The sequence below is a fragment of the Capnocytophaga sp. oral taxon 323 genome (genome assembly GCF_001278825.1).
GTDB classification, from domain to species: Bacteria; Bacteroidota; Bacteroidia; order Flavobacteriales; family Flavobacteriaceae; genus Capnocytophaga; species Capnocytophaga ochracea.
In genome coordinates this window covers 2,529,034-2,552,032 of the sequence record NZ_CP012589.1, presented here as the reverse complement: position 1 = coordinate 2,552,032, position 22,999 = coordinate 2,529,034, and the positions used below count along the sequence as shown (strand labels likewise).

The 22,999-nt window shown below is 41.4% G+C and carries 14 protein-coding genes and 2 pseudogenes; 12 read left to right on the top strand and 4 right to left on the bottom strand.

What is annotated here, in order from left to right; all coding sequences use genetic code 11:
- Positions 1 to 16 precede the first annotated feature (16 nt).
- The 5 genes from AM608_RS11010 to AM608_RS10990 all read left to right on the top strand — a co-directional run bounded on the left by AM608_RS11010 (position 17) and on the right by AM608_RS10990 (position 6,662).
- Entirely contained in the window at positions 17 to 1,561 is a 1,545-nt protein-coding gene (locus tag AM608_RS11010; RefSeq protein ID WP_002670818.1) for a ribonuclease E/G, read from the top strand.
- A gap of 57 nt (positions 1,562 to 1,618) precedes the next feature.
- On the top strand, positions 1,619 to 2,302 hold the full coding sequence (locus AM608_RS11005) for a uroporphyrinogen-III synthase (protein ID WP_053581775.1): 684 nt from the start codon (positions 1,619 to 1,621) through the stop codon (positions 2,300 to 2,302).
- Positions 2,303 to 2,528: 226 nt separating this feature from the next.
- On the top strand, positions 2,529 to 3,839 hold the full coding sequence (locus AM608_RS11000) for a regulatory iron-sulfur-containing complex subunit RicT (RefSeq protein ID WP_053581774.1): 1,311 nt from the start codon (positions 2,529 to 2,531) through the stop codon (positions 3,837 to 3,839).
- A complete protein-coding gene (locus AM608_RS10995; protein WP_053581773.1) occupies positions 3,826 to 4,314 on the top strand; it encodes a gliding motility lipoprotein GldH in 489 nt (162 codons plus the stop codon). Before AM608_RS11000 ends, AM608_RS10995 begins: the two co-directional genes overlap by 14 nt.
- 29 nt (positions 4,315 to 4,343) lie before the next feature.
- Entirely contained in the window at positions 4,344 to 6,662 is a 2,319-nt protein-coding gene (locus tag AM608_RS10990; RefSeq protein ID WP_053581772.1) for a penicillin-binding protein 1A, read from the top strand.
- A gap of 116 nt (positions 6,663 to 6,778) precedes the next feature.
- Here AM608_RS10990 and AM608_RS12740 read toward each other — a convergent pair whose 3' ends face one another.
- The gene (locus tag AM608_RS12740; RefSeq protein ID WP_256379112.1) at positions 6,779 to 6,907 is read right to left on the bottom strand and encodes a hypothetical protein; all 129 of its coding nucleotides are present in this window, start codon (positions 6,905 to 6,907) and stop codon (positions 6,779 to 6,781) included.
- Positions 6,908 to 7,128: 221 nt separating this feature from the next.
- Positions 7,129 to 7,209, bottom strand: a pseudogene (locus AM608_RS12805) (phosphinothricin acetyltransferase); the annotation flags it as partial.
- A gap of 496 nt (positions 7,210 to 7,705) precedes the next feature.
- On the opposite strand from AM608_RS12805, the gene AM608_RS10985 reads away from it, so the two are divergent.
- The 7 genes and pseudogenes from AM608_RS10985 (at position 7,706) to AM608_RS10960 (ending at position 21,279) form a co-directional block, all read left to right on the top strand.
- Positions 7,706 to 10,771 (top strand): TonB-dependent receptor, encoded by a 3,066-nt coding sequence (locus AM608_RS10985; RefSeq protein WP_009751619.1) that lies wholly within the window; start codon positions 7,706 to 7,708, stop codon positions 10,769 to 10,771.
- Between the two features lie 12 nt (positions 10,772 to 10,783).
- Positions 10,784 to 12,589: a RagB/SusD family nutrient uptake outer membrane protein gene (locus tag AM608_RS10980; protein WP_053581771.1), complete on the top strand. Its 1,806-nt coding sequence runs from the start codon at positions 10,784 to 10,786 to the stop codon at positions 12,587 to 12,589.
- A gap of 1 nt (position 12,590) precedes the next feature.
- Positions 12,591 to 13,691: a DUF5017 domain-containing protein gene (locus tag AM608_RS10975; RefSeq protein ID WP_053581770.1), complete on the top strand. Its 1,101-nt coding sequence runs from the start codon at positions 12,591 to 12,593 to the stop codon at positions 13,689 to 13,691.
- Between the two features lie 76 nt (positions 13,692 to 13,767).
- On the top strand, positions 13,768 to 13,914 hold the full coding sequence (locus AM608_RS12195; protein ID WP_172672756.1) for a hypothetical protein: 147 nt from the start codon (positions 13,768 to 13,770) through the stop codon (positions 13,912 to 13,914).
- Positions 13,915 to 14,008: 94 nt separating this feature from the next.
- Positions 14,009 to 18,139 carry a response regulator gene (locus AM608_RS10970; protein ID WP_053581769.1) on the top strand — a complete coding sequence of 1,377 codons (4,131 nt, stop codon included), beginning with the start codon at positions 14,009 to 14,011 and terminating at the stop codon, positions 18,137 to 18,139.
- Between the two features lie 46 nt (positions 18,140 to 18,185).
- Positions 18,186 to 19,768: pseudogene (locus AM608_RS10965) on the top strand (glycoside hydrolase family 31 protein).
- Between the two features lie 29 nt (positions 19,769 to 19,797).
- Positions 19,798 to 21,279: a DUF4832 domain-containing protein gene (locus AM608_RS10960; RefSeq protein ID WP_053581768.1), complete on the top strand. Its 1,482-nt coding sequence runs from the start codon at positions 19,798 to 19,800 to the stop codon at positions 21,277 to 21,279.
- Between the two features lie 731 nt (positions 21,280 to 22,010).
- Here AM608_RS10960 and rpmA read toward each other — a convergent pair.
- Together rpmA and rplU are read right to left on the bottom strand one after the other, a co-directional pair.
- On the bottom strand, positions 22,011 to 22,271 hold the full coding sequence (rpmA, locus tag AM608_RS10955) for a 50S ribosomal protein L27 (RefSeq protein ID WP_002670844.1): 261 nt from the start codon (positions 22,269 to 22,271) through the stop codon (positions 22,011 to 22,013).
- 27 nt (positions 22,272 to 22,298) lie between these two features.
- On the bottom strand, positions 22,299 to 22,925 hold the full coding sequence (gene rplU / locus AM608_RS10950; protein WP_009420522.1) for a 50S ribosomal protein L21: 627 nt from the start codon (positions 22,923 to 22,925) through the stop codon (positions 22,299 to 22,301).
- Between the last annotated feature and the right edge of the window lie 74 nt (positions 22,926 to 22,999).

Here is a 22,999-nt window from a genome sequence, read left to right as displayed (position 1 = left end):
ACTAAAATCCAACAAAGTGGACAAAGAATTAATCATTCGTTCTGGTTCCTCTTACGTAGATTTTGCTTTGCTCAGAGACGGTAGGCTCATCGAACTTCATAAAGAAGAAGATACTAACGGCTTAGGAGTAGGAGATATAATGCTCGCTAAGGTGCGCAAACCTATACAGGGGCTCAATGCAGCTTTTGTAAACGTAGGTCACGAAAAAGACGCCTTCTTGCATTATCACGACTTAGGCCCTCAATTAGCTTCTCTACTGAAGTTCCTTAAATGGGTAATCTCTGGAAAACTAAAAGACTTTTCTCTTAAAGATTTTCCCTTAGAACCCGATATCGATAAAAATGGTTCTGTAGCCGAAACACTTAAACCTAATCAACCTATACTGGTACAGATAGTAAAAGAACCTATCTCCACCAAAGGTCCTCGTATCAGCTCTGAACTCTCTATCGCAGGTCGTTACCTCGTGCTGGTTCCCTTTTCTGACCGCATTTCTATCTCTCAGAAAATAGAAGGTAAAGCCGAGAAAGAACGCTTGCGTAAACTCTTGCAAGGCATTAAACCCAAAGGTTTTGGTGTGATTGTACGCACCGTAGCCGAAGGTAAAAAAGTAGCGGAACTCGACAAGGATTTGCAAAGTCTCTTCAATCGTTGGGTTTTGATGTGCCGAAAAATTCAAAAAGCGGTTTTTCCCTCTAAGGTAATGAGTGAAGTGAACAAAACGGGGGCTATCCTCCGCGATATGTTCAACGATTCCTTTACAGGTATTCACGTAGATAATGAGCAACTCTATGAACAGATAAAAAAATACGTACAAGAAATTGCTCCTGAGAAAGAGAATATCGTAAAACTCTATCACTCATCAGTGCCTATATTCGAAAAGTTCCATATCGAACGACAAATTAAAACGGCTTTCGGTCGCACCGTATCGATGCCAAAAGGAGCTTACCTCGTAATAGAACACACCGAAGCCTTACACGTGATAGACGTAAACAGTGGCAACCATTCCAATAAAAATAACGACCAAGAAACCACCGCTCTATCCGTAAACCTCATCGCTGCTACCGAAATCGCACGACAACTCCGATTGCGCGATATGGGTGGTATCATCGTCGTCGATTTTATCGATATGGGCAATAGCGAAAACCGCCGTGTATTATTCGATCACTTGCGCAATGAAATGGCTGAAGACCGTGCTAAACACAAAATCTTGCCCCCGAGCAAATTCGGTCTGATACAAATCACACGCCAGCGAGTGCGCCAAGAACTAAACATCAAAACAAAAGAAGAGAATCCAAGCAAAGAAGGCGAAATCGAAGCGCCTATCGTTCTAATTGATAAAATCAATATAGAACTTGAAAGCATTATTAAGGAGGAAGCCTATAAAGGACGTATCGTGCTAAATGCGCACCCTTTTATAGCTGCTTATTTAACCAAAGGGCTATTTAGCTCTATCCGTTTCAAGTGGTTCTTGAAATACAAGCGATGGATAAAAATCCTACCGCGCGATGCCTATACTTATTTAGAGTATCGCTTCAAAACCAACGAAGGAACCCCTCTTTAACTTTACCAAACTCGGTGCGTAGCAATACTCACCGAGTTTTTTTATTAAATAACAAATATGAAAACCATCGTCTCTACAAAAGTCTTATCCCAAGAACAGAAAGCAATCCTTTCAGTTCTTCCTATACACCTCATCGAACACAACTTTATCACCGTAAGCCCTATAACAATGAGCCTCACACCACCCTACGACTTGCTCATTGTTACCAGTCAAAATGCAGTGAAAAGCCTATCACAACACCCTTTGGCAACTACCTTAAAAGAGACTCCTGTTCTTTGTGTAGGTGAGCAAACTCAACAACTACTCACTCAAAACGGTTTTAATGTATTGTATTTTGCCCACTATGCCTCTGATTTGGTTCAACATTTACAGCAAAACTTAACTTCCTTAAAAAAACTTACCTCTATCGCATTCTTTGCAGGTACTCAACGCCTTAATACCCTCCCCAACTTCTTTGTTGAAAACAATTTAAAAGTAAAAGAAATCACCGCTTATAAAACTGAATATACTCCTATTGAGATAAAAGAGAACGCAAGTGCTATTCTCTTTTACAGTCCGTCGGGAGTAGAAAGCTACTGCACGCGCAACGCCCTTACCGCTGAACAACAGATATTTTGTATAGGTAAAACTACCGCCGAAGCCGTAAAAAACAGATTTAAAAACCAAACTGAAAATATAATCCTCCCTCCTATTCCTACTGTAAAATCTCTTTTAGAAATACTGTCTATAAAGCTAAAATAACAGACTATATTAAGGTAATAATCCTAAAAATAAAGAAAATAATCACTAAACATTGTTGCTCTAATTATATTTTTTTGTATTTTTGCCGATTGAGGTAGTATGTTACCTAAACACTATTAACATAATAAACAGGAAAATGAGTTGCAATAGTTGCACAATCAATCATACAAAAAAAGGGTGTATATCCAACTGTCGAGCCAGTAGCTTTGGGAGTGTAAAACTCTCAGTGTTCGATTGGCTTGCTAATACTCAATTAGCTGGTGGACAAGAGTTTTTCGACTGCGTGGAAGTACGCTTTAAAAACAGTCGAAAGGAATACTTCCGTAATGTCGACAAGCTCCCTCTGCAAATAGGAGATGTCGTGGCTACTGAAGCTCCCTCAGGTCACGATGTGGGGGTAGTAACGCTCACAGGTGAGTTGGTGCGTTCGCAAATGAAGAAGCGAAAAATAGATTGGGAAGGCGACTTGCCTCGCGTATACCGCAAAGCTAATCAGCACGATATAGATGTTTGGCAACAGTCACGTGCCAAAGAGATTGAAGTACAAAAACAATCACGCGAGCTGGCTATTGCCTTAGGACTCGAAATGAAAATCTCAGATGTCGAATTTCAAGGTGATGGCTCTAAGGCTACTTTCTATTATACAGCTGAAGGACGCGTAGATTTCCGCCAACTCATTAAGGATATGGCAAAAGCCTTTTCTGTGCGTATAGAAATGCGCCAGATAGGTTTCCGTCAAGAGGCAGCTCGCTTGGGTGGTATAGGCTCTTGTGGGCGCGAATTGTGTTGCTCTACTTGGCTTACCGATTTTAGAAGTGTTTCTACTTCGGCTGCCCGCTATCAGCAACTCTCTTTAAATCCACAGAAATTAGCAGGGCAATGTGGTAAGCTAAAATGTTGCTTGAACTTTGAGCTCGATACTTATTTAGATGCTCTGCAAGACTTCCCAAGAACCGATACAAAACTCCATACACAACGCGGTATGGCTACTTGTCAAAAGATAGACATCTTTAAGCGATTAATGTGGTTCACTTATGATGAAAACCCTATTACTTGGCACAAACTATCTGTAGACAGTGTAAAAGAAATCTTAGAAATCAATAAGAACGGCGAACCTATCGAGGAACTCGAAGAATATGCCATTGTAACCGACTTGTCTTCTCGTAAGAGTACCTCAGTATATGAGGGCATCGAACTCACTCCGGTAGAAGAAGATAGCATCACCCGTTTCGATACTCCTAAGCGCAAAAAGAACAAACGCAACAATAAAAAGGACAATAAAGGAGGTCAAAAGAATGCTAAATCTGCTCAAAGTAACAATAATAACTCCTCTAAACAACTGAAATCACAGTCCAATCAAGGAGCTAAGAAAAACAATAACAATGCAGAGGTAGCAAACGAGAAACAAGTTCAAAAGCCACAAGCGAAACCTAAAAATACTCATTATACCAATGGGAATAACAAAAAGAACCCTAATTATAAAAACAAACAAAAAGTTAATAATAACGACAATACACCAAAAGATGAGAATTCTTAGCCTGCTAACCTTCTTTACCTTGCTTATTTCTTGCCATAGTGGGGTGGAATATAGCCAATATGTTTCCCTACCCAACGGTTGGGAACAGCATAAACCTATGTTTTTTGAATTAGAAGAAAACGACACAGTAGCAAAGAAGAACCTTTTTATAATGCTCCGAAATGACGAACATTATGAGTTCAGCAATCTGTTTCTGATTACTAAAATGGAATTGCCTAACAGCAATAAAGTAATTGTAGACACTTTGGAGTACGAAATGGCTACCCCCGAAGGTAAATGGTTAGGCTATGGCTATTCATCCGTAAAAGAGAGTAAATTGTGGTATAAAGAGAATTTCACATTCCCTACTAAAGGTAAATATCTCATAAAAATAGAACAAGCAATGCGAAAAATAGGCGATAACAACGGCGTGCCTGTGCTCAAAGGAATTACTGAAGTAGGATTAAGAGTTGAGGAAGTAAAAAACAGAAAGTAAACTTTCATTGATAAACTGATAAATAAGATATGAAAAAAACAAACGACACAGAAAACAATAGTCAAACCAAAAAGGGTATAAGCCCCGTCGTAAAATGGTTTTGGTATATCTTTGCTGGTGGAATTGTAGCAATTATGTTGCTGTTCTTATCAGCGTCTTTGGGACTATTAGGCGAGATGCCTGACTTCAAACACTTAGAAAATCCCGAAACCAATTTGGCTACCGAAATAATTACCGCCGATGGTAAATCCTTAGGGAAATTCTATTTAGACGAGAATCGCACTCCTATTAAGTTTAAAGATTTGCCCAAATCATTAGTCGATGCGCTTATTGCTACCGAGGACGAACGCTTTTATGAGCATTCAGGCATCGATATACGTGGCACCTTGCGCGCAATGTTTTTCTTCGGTAGCAGAGGAGGAGCTTCAACTATTACCCAACAGTTAGCTAAACAGCTCTTCCATAAAGAAAAGAAAAGAGGCTTAGGGCGTTATACTCAAAAGATAAAAGAATGGGTCATTGCTACTCGTCTCGAGAAACAATATACCAAAGAAGAAATATTGGCAATGTACTTTAATGTCTACGACTTTAATAACAATGCCGATGGTATACGCTCTGCTGCCAAAATTTACTTCGATAAAGAACCTAAAAACCTCAAGATAGAAGAGGGGGCAATGTTAGTCGGAATGTTTAAAAACTCCGCTCTTTATAACCCAGTGAAAAATAAAGTAGGCGTCACCAATAGGCGTAATGTAGTACTTGCCCAAATGGCAAAGAACAATTACATTACTCAAGAGGAAAAAGACTCTCTACAAAAACTGCCTTTAAAAATTAAATTCACTCCTGAGAGCCATAACGACGGTTTGGCTACCTATTTCCGCGAATACTTGCGCACTTATATGAAAACTTGGATTGAAAACAATCCTAAGCCAGATGGTACCAAGCACAACTTATACCTCGATGGACTAAAAGTCTACACTACTATCGATTCTAAGATGCAAGCCTACGCTGAGGCTGCCGTTAAAGCTCATATGCAACGACTACAAAAGGCTTTCGACGCCGAAAATAACCCTAAGAAGAACCCTATGTTCCCTTTCGTGAAGGTCTCAAAAGATGAGTACGCAGCCCTAATTGAAAAGGCAATGAAAAACTCTAATCGCTGGGCTCACTTAAAGTATTTAGGCTATTCCGAAAAGGAAATCCGCGACTCTTTCTATAAAAAGACCGATATGCGCGTATTCAGTTGGAAAGGTGAGAAAGACACTGTAATGACTCCTCGCGATTCTATACTGTATTACAAGGCTTTTTTGCGCACAGGAATGATGTCTATGGAACCCCAAACAGGGCATATCAAGGCTTGGGTTGGTGGTATTAACTACAAACATTTCCAGTACGACCAAGTCATACAAGGAGCTCGCCAAACTGGGTCTACCTTCAAACCTTTTGTTTATGCCACAGCTATTGACCAGCTCCACTATTCTCCTTGTTTAGAGCTGCCCGATATACAAACTTGTGTAGAAGCTCATAAATATGGTAACCTGCAAGCGTGGTGCCCGCGTAACTCCACAGGTAACTTTACCGGTAAGATGATGACTCTCAAATATGCATTAGCAAACTCCGTGAACTCTATTACGGTGAATTTAATGGATAAAGTAGGTCCTCTTCCTGTCATTAACTTAGTGAAAAAATTAGGAATTACTTCTAATATGCCTCAAGCTCCTTCCATCGCCTTAGGTACTGCCGATGCCACTGTTTTCCAAATGGTAGGTGCTTACGGTACTTTTGCTAATGAAGGCGTATATGTAAAACCTGTACTGATTACCCGTATTGAAGATAAAAACGGTACAGTACTCTTCGAAAATACTCCTGAAACTCACGATGTAGTAAATGCCGAAGTAGCTCGCGCGGTAGTAAATCTTTTGGAAGGTGTTACTCGCTACGGTTCAGGGGCGAGATTGCGTACCAAAGGAGCTGATAGCTACAACGCTGTATATAAAAATGTAATGACTGGCTATCCTTACCAATTTACCAATGCCATAGCTGGTAAAACCGGTACTACCCAAAACAACAGCGATGGTTGGTTTGTCGCAATGGTGCCTAATCTTGTAACAGGCGTATGGGTAGGAGGCGAAGACCGTGCAGTACACTTCCGTAGTATGGCTTATGGACAAGGGGCTACAATGGCTCTACCTATTTGGGGATACTATATGAAAAAGTGTTATGCCGATGCTGACTTAGCTGTTTCCAAAGCTGCATTCCCTGCTCCTCAGAATGTACAAATCCAAATAGATTGTAGCAAGGAGAAAGAAGAAGACTCTGGAGAAGACGATACCTCTATCGATTTTTAATCATTAAATATATTAAAAAAGGGATACCTTCGCTTTTGCGTTGGTATCCCATTTTTTTTGCATTGATAAATACAACAGAACTTTCTTCATATCCCTATCTTAGCTTTAAGTTACCTTCACTTTTTCTTCGTCTTTTCTTCATCATTTCTTCGTCTTTTCTTCGTCTTTTGTTCGTCTTTTGTTCGTCTTTTGTTCGTCTTTTGTTCGTTGTAGACCCACTGTAGAGCCACTGTAGAGCCACTCATTGTTCGTTCTTTATTCGTTCTTTATTCGTTCTTTGTTCGTCTTTTCTATAAGCTCTCTAAATCTACATTATTTAATTCTCCCGCCCCCATTTGCTAATTTGCTAATTAACTCATTTACTAATTTTATCCGCCTGTGTATCTCGCACCGTCATTTGTTCGTCATTCGTCTCTCATCATTCGTCCCTACATTCCCCCTTTGGAGGAAGCCAGCAACAGCTGGGTATGTGTGAAGGGAAAGGTTTGTCACCTTTTCCAGCTTGTCCCCCTTCGGGGGTTCGGGGGCTTACCGAATAAGTAAGTCGCTACATTCCCCCTTCTCCGTCGCTATATCCCCCCTTTTCCGTCATACTCCCTCCTATTGCCTATGGCCTAAGGTCTATTACCTATTCCTCTTTCTTTCGCCTCGAAACCTCATTTTTAGCACTTTTTAATCGTTGTATTATAGTATTAATCAACTACTTATATACCCTTTCTATACCAATCGTCCAAGATTCATATAAGCTTCCTATAAGCTCTCTATAAGCTAACCCAAGCTCTTTTCAACCAAAAAACACTTTTACTGGTTACTTATAATTCCTTTTTATTTCCTTTTAAAAAGCCCTTGCGCCTCTATTCTGTATATTTTTCGTAACATAAATACTACGATATTTCTTACGTTGAGCTCACGTTAACTTATTGATTACTTACGTTTTTACCAGAAAAATAACTTTTAGTAAAGAAAAATGTACAATAAGTAAAGTGCTTTTTGTTAAGTATTCCTTAATTTTGTCCCAAAGAAAAAACTTTAAATTTTATATAATGAAAAGCATCATTAGCATTTGTATTTTGCTGTTCAGTATCCCAATGCTGGCGCAAAAAGTAACTATTACGGGGGTAGTTACCGATGAAAACAAACAACCCCTCCCTGGTGCAAGCGTTGCTGTAGAGCACGCACATTCAGGTACGGCTACTGATTTTGAAGGGCGTTTCTCCCTAAGTGTAGCTCCTACCGATAAAATAGTAGTGAGCTTTATGGGCTATCGCTCCAAAACCATAGCCGTAGGTAAAACACGTACTTTCAATGTATCTCTCGAACCTGAGGTCACTCAGATTGATGAGGTAGTGCTTGTAGGGTACGGTACACAGCGCAAAAGCGATATCTCTACGGCAGTAGCTTCGGTGAAGATGGCAGATATTGCCCAAAGCAGTCCGTCGCAGGTATTGCAAGCGTTGCAAGGTAAAGTGAGTGGGGTGCAAATCATCTCTTCCGATGGTTCTGCTTCCAGCGGACTCACATTTAGAATTCGCGGGGTGAACTCCATCACAGGAGGTACGCAACCGCTCTTTGTTATTGATGGGGTGCCAATGCCTACCCAAAGGGTAACCAATACCAATGAAGATGTGGCTACCAATCCGCTACTCAGTTTAAACCCTAACGACATTGAGTCAATGGAAATCCTCAAAGATGCCGCTGCAGCAGCTATCTACGGGTCTAACGGTTCTAATGGAGTAGTGCTTATCACCACCAAAAAAGGTAAGGAACTCGCTAAACCTAAATTTAACTTCAGTTATGCAAGTTCTATTGAAATGATGCCTAATATCCCTTTGAAGGTGCTCAGCGCTGAAGATTATGCTCACAAAATGCTCGATTATGGCACTTGGGGCAATCAACCTCAAATAGACTTTTGGCAACGAATGATTGCCGAAAAAGGCTGGAATCACCCTGCCGTAAAAGATTGGCTGAAAGAAGTTACCCAAACAGGTACTAAAAACGAAGCTAACGGTAGTATCACGGGTGGTACCGACCAAACCCGCTATATGCTTTCAGTGGGCTATCTCAACCAAGAGGGACTTATCAAACGTTCTGCTTTCAACCGCTTCACTTCACGCCTCAACCTCTCACAGAAGATTAACGATAAGATGAATGCAGGTATCAACCTCTCTTATGCCGTTTCTAAGGATAAAAATCCCGTAAGCGATTGGTCTCAAAATGGAGTGGTTCTCAAAGCTTTGCAAACTTCTCCTTTCTTAGACTACCCTGGTTTTGGTACCCTGATGAGCTATCCTAATATTCGTACGATGAGCCCTAAGGTAGCAGTAGACCAAGTGGATATCAATACCAAATACAACGAGCTCAACGCCAATGTATACCTCAGCTATCAACTGCTTAAAGATTTGACTTTTAACACCAGTGCTTCTTACCGTTTACACACTATTGGTCAAGACCGTTTTTGGGGGCCTGACACTTGGTTCGGACAGTCAGAACGCGGACGTATGGAACTCTCTCATCGCAATGAGAACAGCTGGGTATATGAAGCCCGTTTGCAATACTCTAAGAGCATCAATAAGCACTATTTTTCTATAATGGGTGCTTTTGAAGCCAATAAGTATTGGACAGATTATACTTACAATAAGTCTACCAACTTCGAGGATACCAAACAAGGCATTTGGGGTATCAACCAAGGGTTAGTAACCTATGCGCCTTTGTACACTTATGATGGTAACCAATTAGTATCCTACATCAGTAGGGCTACTTATAGTTATAACAACAAGTATGTACTCAACGCTTCTTTGCGTGCCGATGGTTCTTCTAAATTTGGTAAGAACAACAAATACGGTTACTTCCCTGCCGTTTCTTTGGCTTGGAATGCTCACGAAGAAGACTTTATCAAGAAAATAGAAGCTATTTCCAATTTGCGTTTGCGCGGTAGTTTCGGTATGACAGGTAACAACCAAATCCCATCTTACCAATCTTTAGCGCAACTCGCTAAAAACAAAGTAGTATTAGACGGTAACAAAGTGGAAATCGGTCGTTATACCAGCAATATTGCTAACGACAATCTTAAATGGGAAAGCCAAAAGCAATACAATATCGGCTTAGATTTATCCTTCCTCAAAAACCGTTACACCCTTTCTACTGAATTGTATTACAAACGCATAGACGATATGCTTTTGGAAGTGAATATCCCTTCTACTTCGGGATTCCAAAAAGCGTGGAAGAATGCAGGTTCAATGGAAAACAAAGGTCTCGAAGTGAGCTTCAATGCACAATGGTTGCGTGAAGGCGATTTCAAATGGACAACCGATTTCAATATTTCTTTCTACCGAAACAAAATCCTTTCATTAGACGAAGGTCAGTATCAACAATTTTACGACCGAGGTATCAACTCCAAAATCAAAAGCGATGTGCTCTTGCGCGTAGGTATGCCAGTAGGTATTTACTACGGTTATGTAGCCGATGGTGTATTCCACAACCAAAACGAAGTGGATAACGCTCAGCCAGGGCCTAACGTAGCTTTAGGTGGTTTGCGCGTGAAAGACATCAACCACGATGGTGTAATCGACACTAACGACCGTGTGCCCGTAGCCGATGTAAACCCATTGCACACGGGTGGTATAGGCAACACTTTCTCATATAAAGGTTGGGAATTGTACGCTTTCTTGCGTTGGTCGTATGGCAATGATGTAGTAAACGGTAATGCTTACTACCTCACAGGTACTAAGAATATCGACAATATCACACAAAGCGTTTATAACAACGTGTGGTCGGAAGCACACCCCGACCGTAACTTCCCGCTCTTTGGAGGTGGTTTCTGGGCTGAAAACGCTTTCCGCAGTGACTTAGTAGAAGATGGTTCTTTCTTGCGTTTGCAAACTGTTACTCTTAGTTACAACTTGCCTAAAGAAGTGTTAGAGCCTTACAAACTTAACAAATTGCGTGTAGGCGTTACCGGTACCAATCTTGCGCTTTGGACACGTTATTCAGGGTTTGACCCCGAAGCCAATACGGGCTATGGCACTATAGCTCGTTTGGCACCAGGACTTGATATGAGTCCGTACCCACGACCTACATCGGTTTTATTCTCAGTAGAAGTTGGTTTTTAAAAAATATAGATTATGAAATTACATATTACCACCATTATAGCAATAGGGGCAAGTCTTGGATTGAGCAGTTGTGCTAAGTTCTTGGAAGAAACCCCCAAGAGCACCCCTACATCTCAATTTTTCTATGAAAATGAATTGGATGCTCGCCAAGCAATGAACGGGACTTACCGTTACCTCACCGATGTGTATGTTACAGGGCACGGTACCAAACAAATCAGTACCGACCTTGCCAAACGCGCCGATTGGGACGAAGGGGGAGGCTTGCGTAACTACAAGTTTGGGTCAGACAACGATTATATTACCCAAATGTGGCAACAACATTATGCTGCCATTAAGAACTGCAACTCGGTAATCGATAATGTAACCGAACACAAAGATCGTATCAATAACTGGGAACGCTATGTAGCCGAAGCTCGTGGTGTGCGCGCTTACTTGTACTTCGATTTGGTGCGTTGGTTTGGCGATGTGCCTTTGGTACTAAAAGAAACCCAATCACTCAACAACCTCAAAGTATCTCGTACCCCACAAAAGCAAGTGTTTGAGCAAATCATTGCCGACTTTACTTATGCAATGGCTCACGTAGCTGAAAAAGGCGATACAGGCAATGGTTACCAATACGGACGTATTACCAAAGATGCTTGTCGCGGTTTCTTGGCTAAAGTACACTTGTGGCTTGCTTCAGTAGCACAACGCGACGGACGTGAAGTGCTTGGTTCGGCTACTGAAAACTACACCAAAGCAATGAACTATGCCAAAGAGGTCATACAAGGCGGTCGCTACCAATTAGTAGAATACTATCCCGATGTATTCAACGCTAAAACCAAAATAAGCGAAGCTCCAAAAGAAGTTATTTGGTGCGTACAAGGTCTTACAGGCGACGACACTGGTACCCTCACAGGAATGCTTTACGGAATGAGAGGTAATGAAAACTTAGGAGGTTCTTGGGATAACATCTCCAGTTCCGATTACCATCGTATGATTTATGAACCCTCCGACTCTATTCGCCGGTTGTGGAACTGCCCACGTGTGCAAGTACTCGACAATGGTAAGTTATGGGGTTGGGACTACAATATTTACAAAGATACCCGTGTAGACCAACCCCTTAGTAAGGCTACCGAAAACAATAACTGGGTGATGTGGAGCATCGGTAAGTTCCGCCGTTTCCCATTAGCTGATACCTCTTCGTATAACTACAAGAACTTCGGTATGGATGAACCGTTACTTCGCTTTGCTGATGTACTTCTCATCTATGCAGAGGCTTATAACGAGGTAAACCATTCACCTGGAGCTTACACACCCTCATCTTCTTTAACAATGAATGGCACCAACGTACAAAGTGCTTACGATGCGGTGAATTTAGTGCGCAAACGCGCTCGTATCTCTAACAAAGCAGGCGGACGCATCGTACACCGCGATGTATTGCCTCGTGATTTGGATAAAACTCATATCAACGATGTAAATACTGTAGTACCCGATTGGAAAACCTCCTCTTATGGTTATGACTATGCAGGTACTGCTATGTGGACAGCTAAACATTACAGCGATGATTATACCGCTTTCCGTACTGAAATCTTAAACGAACGCGCACGCGAGCTTGTAGGAGAAACCACCGACCGCTGGTGTGACCTCGTACGCCGTGGCATTCTGGTACAAGCTTTCCAAAACTGGCGTATCAACAATCCGTTTATCAGTGGGGAGGAACGCCGTATTCCAGCACCTGCTGCGCCTGAGAATGTTCGCCCTTATCACCAGCTATTACCTATTCCGCTTAGCGAATTGGACGCAAATAAGAATTTAACTCAAAATCCTGGATATTAAAATGAAAACATATATATTACTCATTAGCAGTTTGCTACTCACGGCTTTGGGTGCTTGTACTAAGGATAAACCTGAAGACGTAGACCTATCAGTAACAGCTGATAAAACCCAAGTGAAGGTAGGCGACCCCGTAACTTTTACTATTCATCACAATGTAAATGCTTTGGCTATTTACACCGGTGATGAAGGACACGATTACCAAAAGAGTATAGACAATGTACTCAAAGGAAAGACTTCTGAGGAATTGCAAGGTAAAAACTATCGCCCTACCGACCCTGATGTGAAACCTTACAAAGTAGACTTTACTTCTACACAAGTAGGGAGCACTACTTTAGCCAATGGCGCTTTTGAAGTGCGCAACGCCAATAGCGGTGATAACTTAGTTGGCAGTCAAGCCGAAGTAGTAACCGATGCTACCATAGGTAAAAATGTAGTGAAAGTGAATGCCAAACACCCTAACTGGTGGTATGAAGCTTTGCGCCTTAATGTAAACACCAAAGTAGGAAGCGACAAGAAGATGACTTTACGAATGAAGTTTGCGACAACTACTTTGAAAAGTACTAACGACCAAAGCGAACACCCCGAAGAAACAAAGTTCCCTATCGTGATATTCTTAGGAGGAATTGCTGAAGGAGAAACAGCAGTCACTTTCAAAAAAGAAACCGTTTGGGATTTATTTGTAGAACCCAAAACTGAGTATACCGATTACACTTTTGATATTGGTCGTACCATTTCAGCGTGGGAAAGTGCTGTAAACAAAAAAATGGCAACACTTTCTTATATTCAGATTCTGTTTACTACCGTGGGTGCTGGCATTGGCTATATAGGCGATTATTTTGTTGAATCGGCTAACTTTGGAGCTATTGACTATAAGGCTTTCGATACAGGAAAAGGTATTACTATTACCGATGATTCTGGTGTGACCAAATACACTCATACGTATGACAAAGCAGGAACTTATGAGGTAGTGGTAGTGGGCAGTAGCAGTGGTTTTAAAAGCTATTCAAAAGACGGCTATAAAACTGATGTAGGAACTGTAAGTGCTGACGAGTACAAGTACAACACTGAATACCGCACTATCAAAATTACGGTAACCCCATAGGATAGTGATGAGGTGTAATCTGTACGAATAGGGTAAAGAAAAGACGAAGAAGAGGTGAACGAAGAGTGGCTCTACAGTGGCTCTACAGTGGCTCTACAGTGGCTCTACAGTGGCTCTACAGTGGCTCTACAGTGGCTCTACAGTGGGTCTACAACGAACAAAAGACGAAGGAATGACGAACAAAAGACGAATCTACGATGAAGGTAAGGCGAATCTAAGATGAAGAAATGAAGGTTACTTATCAGTTTTTAGATTTGGGTATTTTGAGCTTTTGATAAGGATTTTATATCTTTGCCCTCTAAATGAATTTTTGACAAATGAACAGAACGATAAAGCTCCTGCGAATCCTGCTGTTGTGGTATTTTCTCTTTCCTATCGCTTTCACAGAAGAGTTGGTGGTGAGAATTCAAGCGCAAGAAACTTTCCTTTTCCACCATCTTACGCGCAATGAAGGTCTGTTGCACGACAACGTTACTTGCATTGCTCAGGATTCGTTGGGCTTTATTTGGTTAGGCACCCACAGAGGGCTCAACCGTTTCGATGGCTATGCCCTTGATGCCTACAAGTACGAGCAAGACCCTATCAACTCGGTGTACTACAACCGTGTGTACAGCTTGCAACCTATGGGGCGTTACCTTTGGGTAGCTACCGAAGCAGGAGTAGCTTGTTTTGATATTCGGCTCAAACAGTTTGTCAATTTCAAAATAGACGACCCTCTTGATTTGGCTTTCTATACCAAAGTAAAACTCTTACAAAAAGGCACAAATAATGAACTTTGGCTTTTGAGCGAAAACCAAATTAGGCGTGCTAAAGTAGTGTGGAATCAGCGCGAGAAGGCACTTACGCTAAAAACATTGCCTATTGGCTCTGCCTCACAACTCACTACTTCGCAACTCAATCCGCAAATAGCAGTGAGCGAAAAAGGAGAAGTGTGGCTTTCGGGGTCCCCTTGGTTATCGGCTTACGTTCCTGACAAGGGCACACTAAAAGCCTTACCTGAAAAGGTGAACAACATAGGTTCGGGTATCGTAAAGATGCTCTATGCCGATGGCTACTTGTGGGTGATTTACCGAGATAGCTTAGTGAAGTACGCCTGTAAGCCCGATAACACCTATGCGATAGTTGCTAAAAAGGAATTTGACCTGAACAAACATTTGCTTTCTCTTACACTGAGCGGGCAATACGTGTGGGTAGTGAATGAAGAAAGCATCTTTCAGTTGGATAAAAACAGTCTTTCTCTGCTGAAAGAACACAGTCACTCGCCTTTGAATCCGTATTCGGCAAGCAATCATATCAACAGTGTGTTCTTAGACAAGGATAGCAATTTGTGGGTATCGGCTTGGTCTAATGGTGTATCGTACAGCAGTACGCGCGATGCGTTCTTCAAGACGGTATGGATAAAACCCCAGAGCAAAGTGGGTTCAGAGTTTGTAAGCACGATGCACTACGACCCCGATGGCTATGTGTATATAGGCAATAAGTTCGGCGGAGTGATTAGGTTTCACACCCAGAGCCAGCAGTTAGACGAGCACTATTGTAATGCTCCTGAGCTTTCGCCTAACGTTACGAGTATTCAGAGCGATAAAGCACACTTGTACGTATCGGTTCGCGAACGGGTATGGGTGATAGACAAGCAAAGCCGAAGCATTATCGGTTCGTTTGCAACACAGTGCAACGATTATATATTTGATATCAAGCTCGATACCTTTCACCGTTTGTGGATTACTACCTATTCAGGATTGGAATGCTTTGAAGAGCAAAAAGGACAATGGCAAAACGTCTACACCTTTACCGAAACAACGCCTGAACCTCGTAGGTTATCTACTAACAAGCTCCACAAAATATATGTGGATAAAGCTAAGAACGAACTGGTGATAACCTCGGTAATGGGCTTAAACAGATTGCAACTCAATGCCAAAGGCGAGGTAGTGCGTGTGCTCAAATACGCTGCCGACGCTAAAACCCCGCACAGCCTGAGTAGTAATTATCTTTGGGCAATTGATAAAGACAAAGATACTTATTGGATAGGCACTATGGGTAGCGGACTCAACAAGGTGGTTCTCACTGATAACGCTAATGGCAAACTCACTTATACTGCCGAACATTACGGCATAGAAGAAGGGGCAACCTCTAACGATATTGAAAGTGTGGAAGTAGATGCTTTTGGCAATGTGTGGTGTGGAGGCTTTTACTTGAGTTTCTTTGATACAAAACTAAAACGTTTTGCGGCTTTCAGCAACAACGATGGCTTGCAAGGACACAGTTTCGGGACGGCTTCCTCTTGCAAAGATGCTGAGGGGAATCTGTATTTTGGGGGCTCACACGGCTTTAACTATTTCAAACCACAAGCGCAGATGTTTTCGTCAGCTCACCTAAGAGTACATTTTAGCAGGTTTGAAAACAACGGCAAAGTAGTCAATTCGTGTATAGAGTTTACCGATGCGCTTTCGATAGCGTACCCGAACAACGATTTTTCGGTGTACTTCACCACTTTGTCATACAATGCACCTCAGCGGTTGCGTTACCGTTATAAATTAGAGGATTACGACACTGATTGGCATTATATAACCGTGAATGACCCTGCCCCACACGCTACTTACCAAAAGCTCCCTTATGGTACTTACAAACTATTAGTGGAGGTAGGCGATTGGCAACAGTGGAGCGGAGCGCAGACCGAGCTTACAGTGGTCTCCAAGCCTCCTTTTTGGCTTACGTGGTGGGCGTACACCCTCTATGCACTTGCCCTTGCAGGCTTGCTGTACATAGGTTTCAGGTACTTTATGCGATGGACGCAAATGAAGCATACCATAGCTGTACAAGAGGAAAAAGAGCGACATAAAGAAGAGCTAATGCAGATGAAAATGCAGTTCTTTACAGACGTCTCACACGAGTTCCGTACACCACTTACCCTAATGAGCCACGCAGTAACTGAAATGGAAGAGGAAATGCCTTCCAATAAGTATGTGCATACCCTCAAACGCAATACGGGTAAGCTCAGTAATATGGTGAACGAACTGCTTGAAATACATCGTATGGACGTGTATACACCTCAGCTAAAAGCTAATTATATTTCGGCAAACAGCTATGTGCAAGCCATTTACAACGAGTTTAAGGAGTGGGCAAGCAAAGTGGCTATAACCTTGCAATTAACACTACCTGAACAAGAAGTAAAGTTGTGGTTAGATGAGAAGTATTTTAGCAAGATACTTTCGAATATTCTTTCCAATGCTATTAGGTACTCCAATGCGGGAAGCACTATACGCTTATCGATTTCGGTAGAGAATTTGAGCGAGCTCACACCGCTCTACAAAAGCGCCTTTGAGAACACTGCGCATACCTTGCCAGGCAAACAGTTGGTGGTGAAAGTGCAAGATGAAGGCGTAGGGTTGGAGAAGAATGCCTTATCCGAAATCTTTGAACGCTTCCACCGTGTAGAGGGACAAGGACAAAAAAGAGTAGGTTCGGGCATCGGGCTTTCTTTGGTAAAATCATTAGTTGAAGCGCATCGCGGTGGGATTATCATTAGCAGTAAGCCCAATGTAGGTACCGAAGTCATTATCACCTTCCCTATGGACGATAGTTACTTATTGCCCGAACAGAAGTTGCAGGACAGTGCTTTTCAGCTAAAAGAATACTTATCGGACTATGCGGTTGAGTATGAACACATAGGCGAAGAAGAGGACGAAATGTTAAATTTGCCCCAAGAAGATAAACCTACCTTGCTTTTAGTAGACGACAATCACGAGGTACTGATGATACTCAAAAACATCTTTATCAAAGAGTACAACATCATTCTCGCCTCCGACGGCGAACAAGCGATTGAGAAGTGTAATCAGCATTTTCCTAATTTGGTCATATCGGATGTGATGATGCCTAAAATTGACGGATTTGAGCTCTGTGCTATCCTGAAAAAGAACCTGCAAACGTGCTTTATTCCTGTGATATTGCTCACGGCGAAATCGCAAATAGAGTCGCAGATAGAAGGAATTGAGTTAGGTGCTGATGCCTACCTTACGAAACCTTTTGATGTGAAACTGCTCAAAACCAATGTACGCAACTTGCTCAACAAGAGCAAACAGCACACTCCTATTGAGAATATCCGTCAGAAAGTGATTGATAAGAAACAACAAGAACAGTTAGACAAGCTCACTCACTTGGTAGTGACCAATATGCAAAACCCACATTTCTCGGTAGATAATCTCTGCCTTGAACTCGGTATGAACCGCACTAAGTTGTACAGCTTTGTCAAACAAGCTACCGAGCTTACCTTGGCGAACTACATTCGCAAAATACGCTTAGACAAAGCTGCCGAACTGCTTAAAACTACCGATAAACTCATCAGTGAAGTGTGCTACGAAGTAGGAATCGATAGTCCGTCGTATTTCACAAGAGCTTTTAAAGAACAATTTGGGGTATCACCCTCAGAATTTATTTCAGGTAAGAGGTAAAAAGTTAACGGCTAAGAACTAATAACTAACGACTAAAAACATACAAATGAAAAGAATATTTGCTTTTATTACTTTGTGTAGTTCGCTATGGGCGAGCGCACAACAGCCCACTGAAATCACCCTACTACCCAATGAACAATGGTGGGGTGGCTTTACGGGCGTAGGCAAAGAGATGCCTTACCAACCATCGGAGCGTATTTACAACTTGCGCACCGAGAATTTTAACAACCAATCAGTGCCCTTTCTGTACTCTAATCAAGGGCGTTATATCGCTTCAGGAGCTCCTTTTGCTTATCAATTTAAAAACGGAAAGATACTTATCACTCCTTCACGGGGTGAGGTGAGTTGCCACACAGCAGGTACTACCCTCAAAAGTGCCTATCAGGCAGTGAGTAAACAATATTTTCCGCCTTCAGGGGTAATCCCCCCGAAGTGTTCTTTACCAAACCACAATACAACACTTGGATAGAACTTATTTACAATCAGAACGAAAAAGACGTTTTAGCCTACGCCAAAGCCATTCTGGACAACGGAATGCCAACGGGAGTAATAATGATTGATGACAACTGGCAAAAAGACTATGGCGTATGGCAATTTCGCCCCGATAAGTTTCCTACACCTAAGGAAATGATAAACCAGCTCCATCAAATGGGCTTCAAAGTAATGGTATGGGTATGCCCATTTGTATCACCCGATAGCCAAGAATACCGCTTTTTGCGCGACAAAGGCTATTTAGTGAAGAAAAAAGGAGCTGACACCCCTGCTATCCTCGATTGGTGGAATGGGCTCAGCGCTTGCTATGACCTCAGCAATCCCGAAGCCTTTGCCTACTTTGTGAATATGCTCAAAGACCTACAAAAAGAATACGGCATCGATGGATTTAAGTTTGATGCAGGTGACCCAGAGCGCTATTTGGCGGAAGATGTAGAGGTTTTCGACCAAAAATCTTACGATACTGAACAGACCTATCTCTGGGGTAAATTAGGTTTAGAATTCCCTTACAACGAGTTCCGCGCTTGCTGGAAATTGGGCGGACAGGCTTTGGTACAGCGTTTGGGTGACAAGAGTTACTCTTGGGACGGTGTAGCCCGTTTAGTCCCCGATATGATAGCCGCAGGACTCAACGGTTATGCATTCGCTTGCCCCGATATGATAGGCGGAGGGGAATACGGCAGTTTCTTGAATGTAGACCCTACTAATTTCAATCAGAAGCTCATAGTGCGCTCTTGCCAAATACATTCGATGATGCCTATGATGCAATTTTCAGTAGCTCCTTGGCGCATTCTATCGAAAGAGAATTTGGCTATCTGTATCAAATACGCTAAATGGCACGAACAATTAGGCGACTATATCATAGCCGAAGCTAAAAAATCGGCACAAACAGGAGAACCTATTGTGCGCAGTATGGAGTATGCTTTTCCTCATCAGGGTTTCGCTAATTGCAAAGACCAATATATGCTGGGCGATAAGTATTTAGTAGCCCCTGTAATGACCGAAAGCGATATTCGCACAGTAAAACTCCCCAAAGGCACTTGGCAAGACGAACGAGGCAAAAAGTACAAAGGAGGCAAAGAATACACCCTAAAAGTACCTTTGGAGCGATTGCCTTATTTTGTAAAGATTAAGTAATAAATTATACATTGTAAACTTAAAATTCTATGAAAAAATATCTTTTAACATTTTTTGTTTTACTAACCACCATAATCTCTTGCCAAAGCAAAGAAGATGACGTTAACAATGGAGGAGGTACACAGTCACCTACTACCAAAACCTCTACTACTACGTCTACTACCACCCCTATACCACCCGTTACACCCCCAGCAGTTCCTTCTCTCAATCAGACAGTGAGATATGAAGGTACTAATGAAGTGTTTTTAAATCCTGAAAGAGGTTTTTTAACCCATCAAGACCAAGGAGAAGGCGATTGGACACTTAATGCAGATTGGGTGAGACAAAAGCGAAATCAGGAGGGGATAAGTCTTATTCTCACGATTTATTATATGAATAACTTTCGAGAGAAAGACATTCCGGAGTACTTTTTAAATAGGATTCGGAATAATATGCGAGTCATTCGCGAAGGAGGCTCTAAGGTAGTTTTACGCTTTGCTTATTCAAAAGACCAAGGTGATTATTACAATGGTAGAGGAGATACCTCGTGGTATTGGACGGAAAGACATCTTAACCAATTGGCACCAATAATTCGTGAAAATGCTGATATCATAGCTGTATGGGAAGCAGGTTTTGTGGGTGTTTGGGGCGAATGGTATTACACCAATCATTACGGCTTTCAACCCCAAGAAAACGCAGGAGCTTATGAAGCCCGCAGAAAGGTATTAGCAAAAGAATTAAGCATTTTACCTAAGGATAGAATGGTGTGTGTGCGCTACCCAATGGCAAAGATATTTACCCAAAACATCAATGTGCACACGAATCTTACAGAGGGAAATGCTTATAATGGCAGTGACTTATCACGCATAGGCTTCCATAACGATTGTTTTTTAGCTGATGCTCCTAATATGGGTACTTATCCTAATGAAAACTACCGCAAGTATATGGAGCGGGAGACGCAGTATGTGGTGATGGGCGGAGAGACTTGCACCTCGCCTAATAGTTTTACAGAATGTAGCAATGCTTTAAGAGAAATGGTTTTGTATCATTGGAGTTATATTAATATGGACTTCCACGAGGGTACTATTAATAGTTGGAAAAACAGATGTATGGACGATATGAAAAGAAAATTAGGCTATCGTTTTGCACTTAATTACAGTAAATTTACGGGCAACCCAGTACCTGGGGGACATTTGCAAATAGAGCTTGAACTCAAGAATGAGGGCTTTGCTTCGCCGTATAATCGTCGTGATGTGCAGATTGTTTTAGTGAGAAAAAACACTTCGGAAAAACAAGTATTTAAACTCAATGACGACCCTCGACATTGGTTTGCAGGTAAGACTGTGAAAGTGAAAGCAGACATTACTTTACCTCAACATCTTTCCAAAGGGCTTTATGACATTTATTTGAATTTACCAGACCCTTACCAAAGTCTTGCTCATCGTCCGGAATACAGCATTCGTTTGGCTAACAAAGGCATATGGGAAGCTCAAACAGGTTATAACAAACTCAATACGATTACAATACAGTAAAGATTAGGATAATAGAAACAGAAGAAAAAGGTCAGCAAGAAGAGTTTTGCTGACCTTTTTTAATAATATAACGTGAGTTCGATGTAAGAAAAGTGTAGCTTACGCTACAGAAATCTTACAAATCTTTAAAAAAAATCAAACAAATAGGCAGCAAGCTGCCTGAAAGTCTTACACGGATAGTCTTTCAATTGACAATTGTGATGTGGACGGATTGGCAACTTCGTTGCTGGATTTCACAGGTTATAACACAAATACTATTGTAAATCAGTTTATATACATCGAACTGACGTTAACATAATACCAGAAATACTGATGGGCGATGGAAGGTCGGAGTTTTCGTAAGGAAACGGAATATTTCAGAAGAGGCTGGGATGTAATTTTGATGAAAAAAGGTTATTAGGAGGGTATGCTTAGCTTATAGAGAGCTTATAGGAAGCTTATACGAATCTTGGACGATTGGTATAGAAAGGGTATATAAGTGGTTGGTAATGAAGAGTTAAAAGAGGTGAGAAAACACTAATTTTGAGGGAAATAAAACGAAGGAAAAACAAAGTAAAGTAGCGGATAAGACAAGGTAAGAAAGATGATGCTACTTTTTTTGATTTTGTTTTTGACCCGCGTACTAATATAGACCTTAAATACACTATTATAGTAGAATAGGATGGTATTATTTACAAAAAAAGCCTTTGGAGTTCCAAAGGCTTTTTTTGTTGTAACATTAAAAAACTTTATTATGATTCTAATGGAATAACAGAAACAAATGATTTGTTATCTCTCTTCTTTTCGAACTTAACGATACCATCGATTTTAGCGTGCAAAGTATGGTCTTTACCAATATACACATTCTCGCCAGCATTGTGTTGAGTTCCGCGTTGTCTAACAATAATGTTTCCAGCGATGGCAACTTGTCCACCGAAAATTTTAACACCTAAGCGTTTAGAGTGAGATTCTCTACCGTTCTTAGAACTACCGACACCTTTTTTGTGAGCCATTTTTTCTTAGATTTTTAGGTTTAACAATTATTTTACGATACCACCGTTCAACTCGTCTTGCCATTTTTTAAGTTCGTCCCATTTGCCGTCAGCGGCTAATTGAGCTTGAGCTGCCCAAGTTTGAGGGTCTAAGTGTGCCAAGGTTGAACTTGTTTCTGATAGGATGGTTTTGATTTCTTCAACTGATTTCTTAGCTAATTTAGCAAAGGTGTCTACCCCTGCTGCTACTAAGGCTTCTGCTGCTTTAGGCCCAATACCTTCTATCTTTTTCAAATCATCAGCTTTTGCTGACTTAACAGGAGCTTTTTCTGTCTTAGGTTTTGCTTGGGTACTTTTAGCACCACTTGCAACGATGTTCTCAATTACAATTTGCGTAAGGAACTGACGATGTCCGTTCTTAACTTTGTAACCTTTACGTCTTTTCTTTTTGAACACGAGCACTTTGTCGCCTTTCAAATGTTTCAAAACCTTTGCTTCTACGGAAGCTCCATTTATAGCTGGGGCGCCTACGGTGATGGTTCCGTTGTTATCTAAAAGGAGTACGTTATTAAACGCTACTTTCTCTCCTTCTTGATTAGGCAAACGGTGAACAAACACTTTTTGGTCTTTGCTAACTTTAAATTGTTGCCCTGCTATCTCTACAATTGCATACATAGCTTTGTTATTTAATAATGGTTTAAATCGGGCGCAAAAGTACGAATTATTTTTTACCTACCAAAATAAAAGAG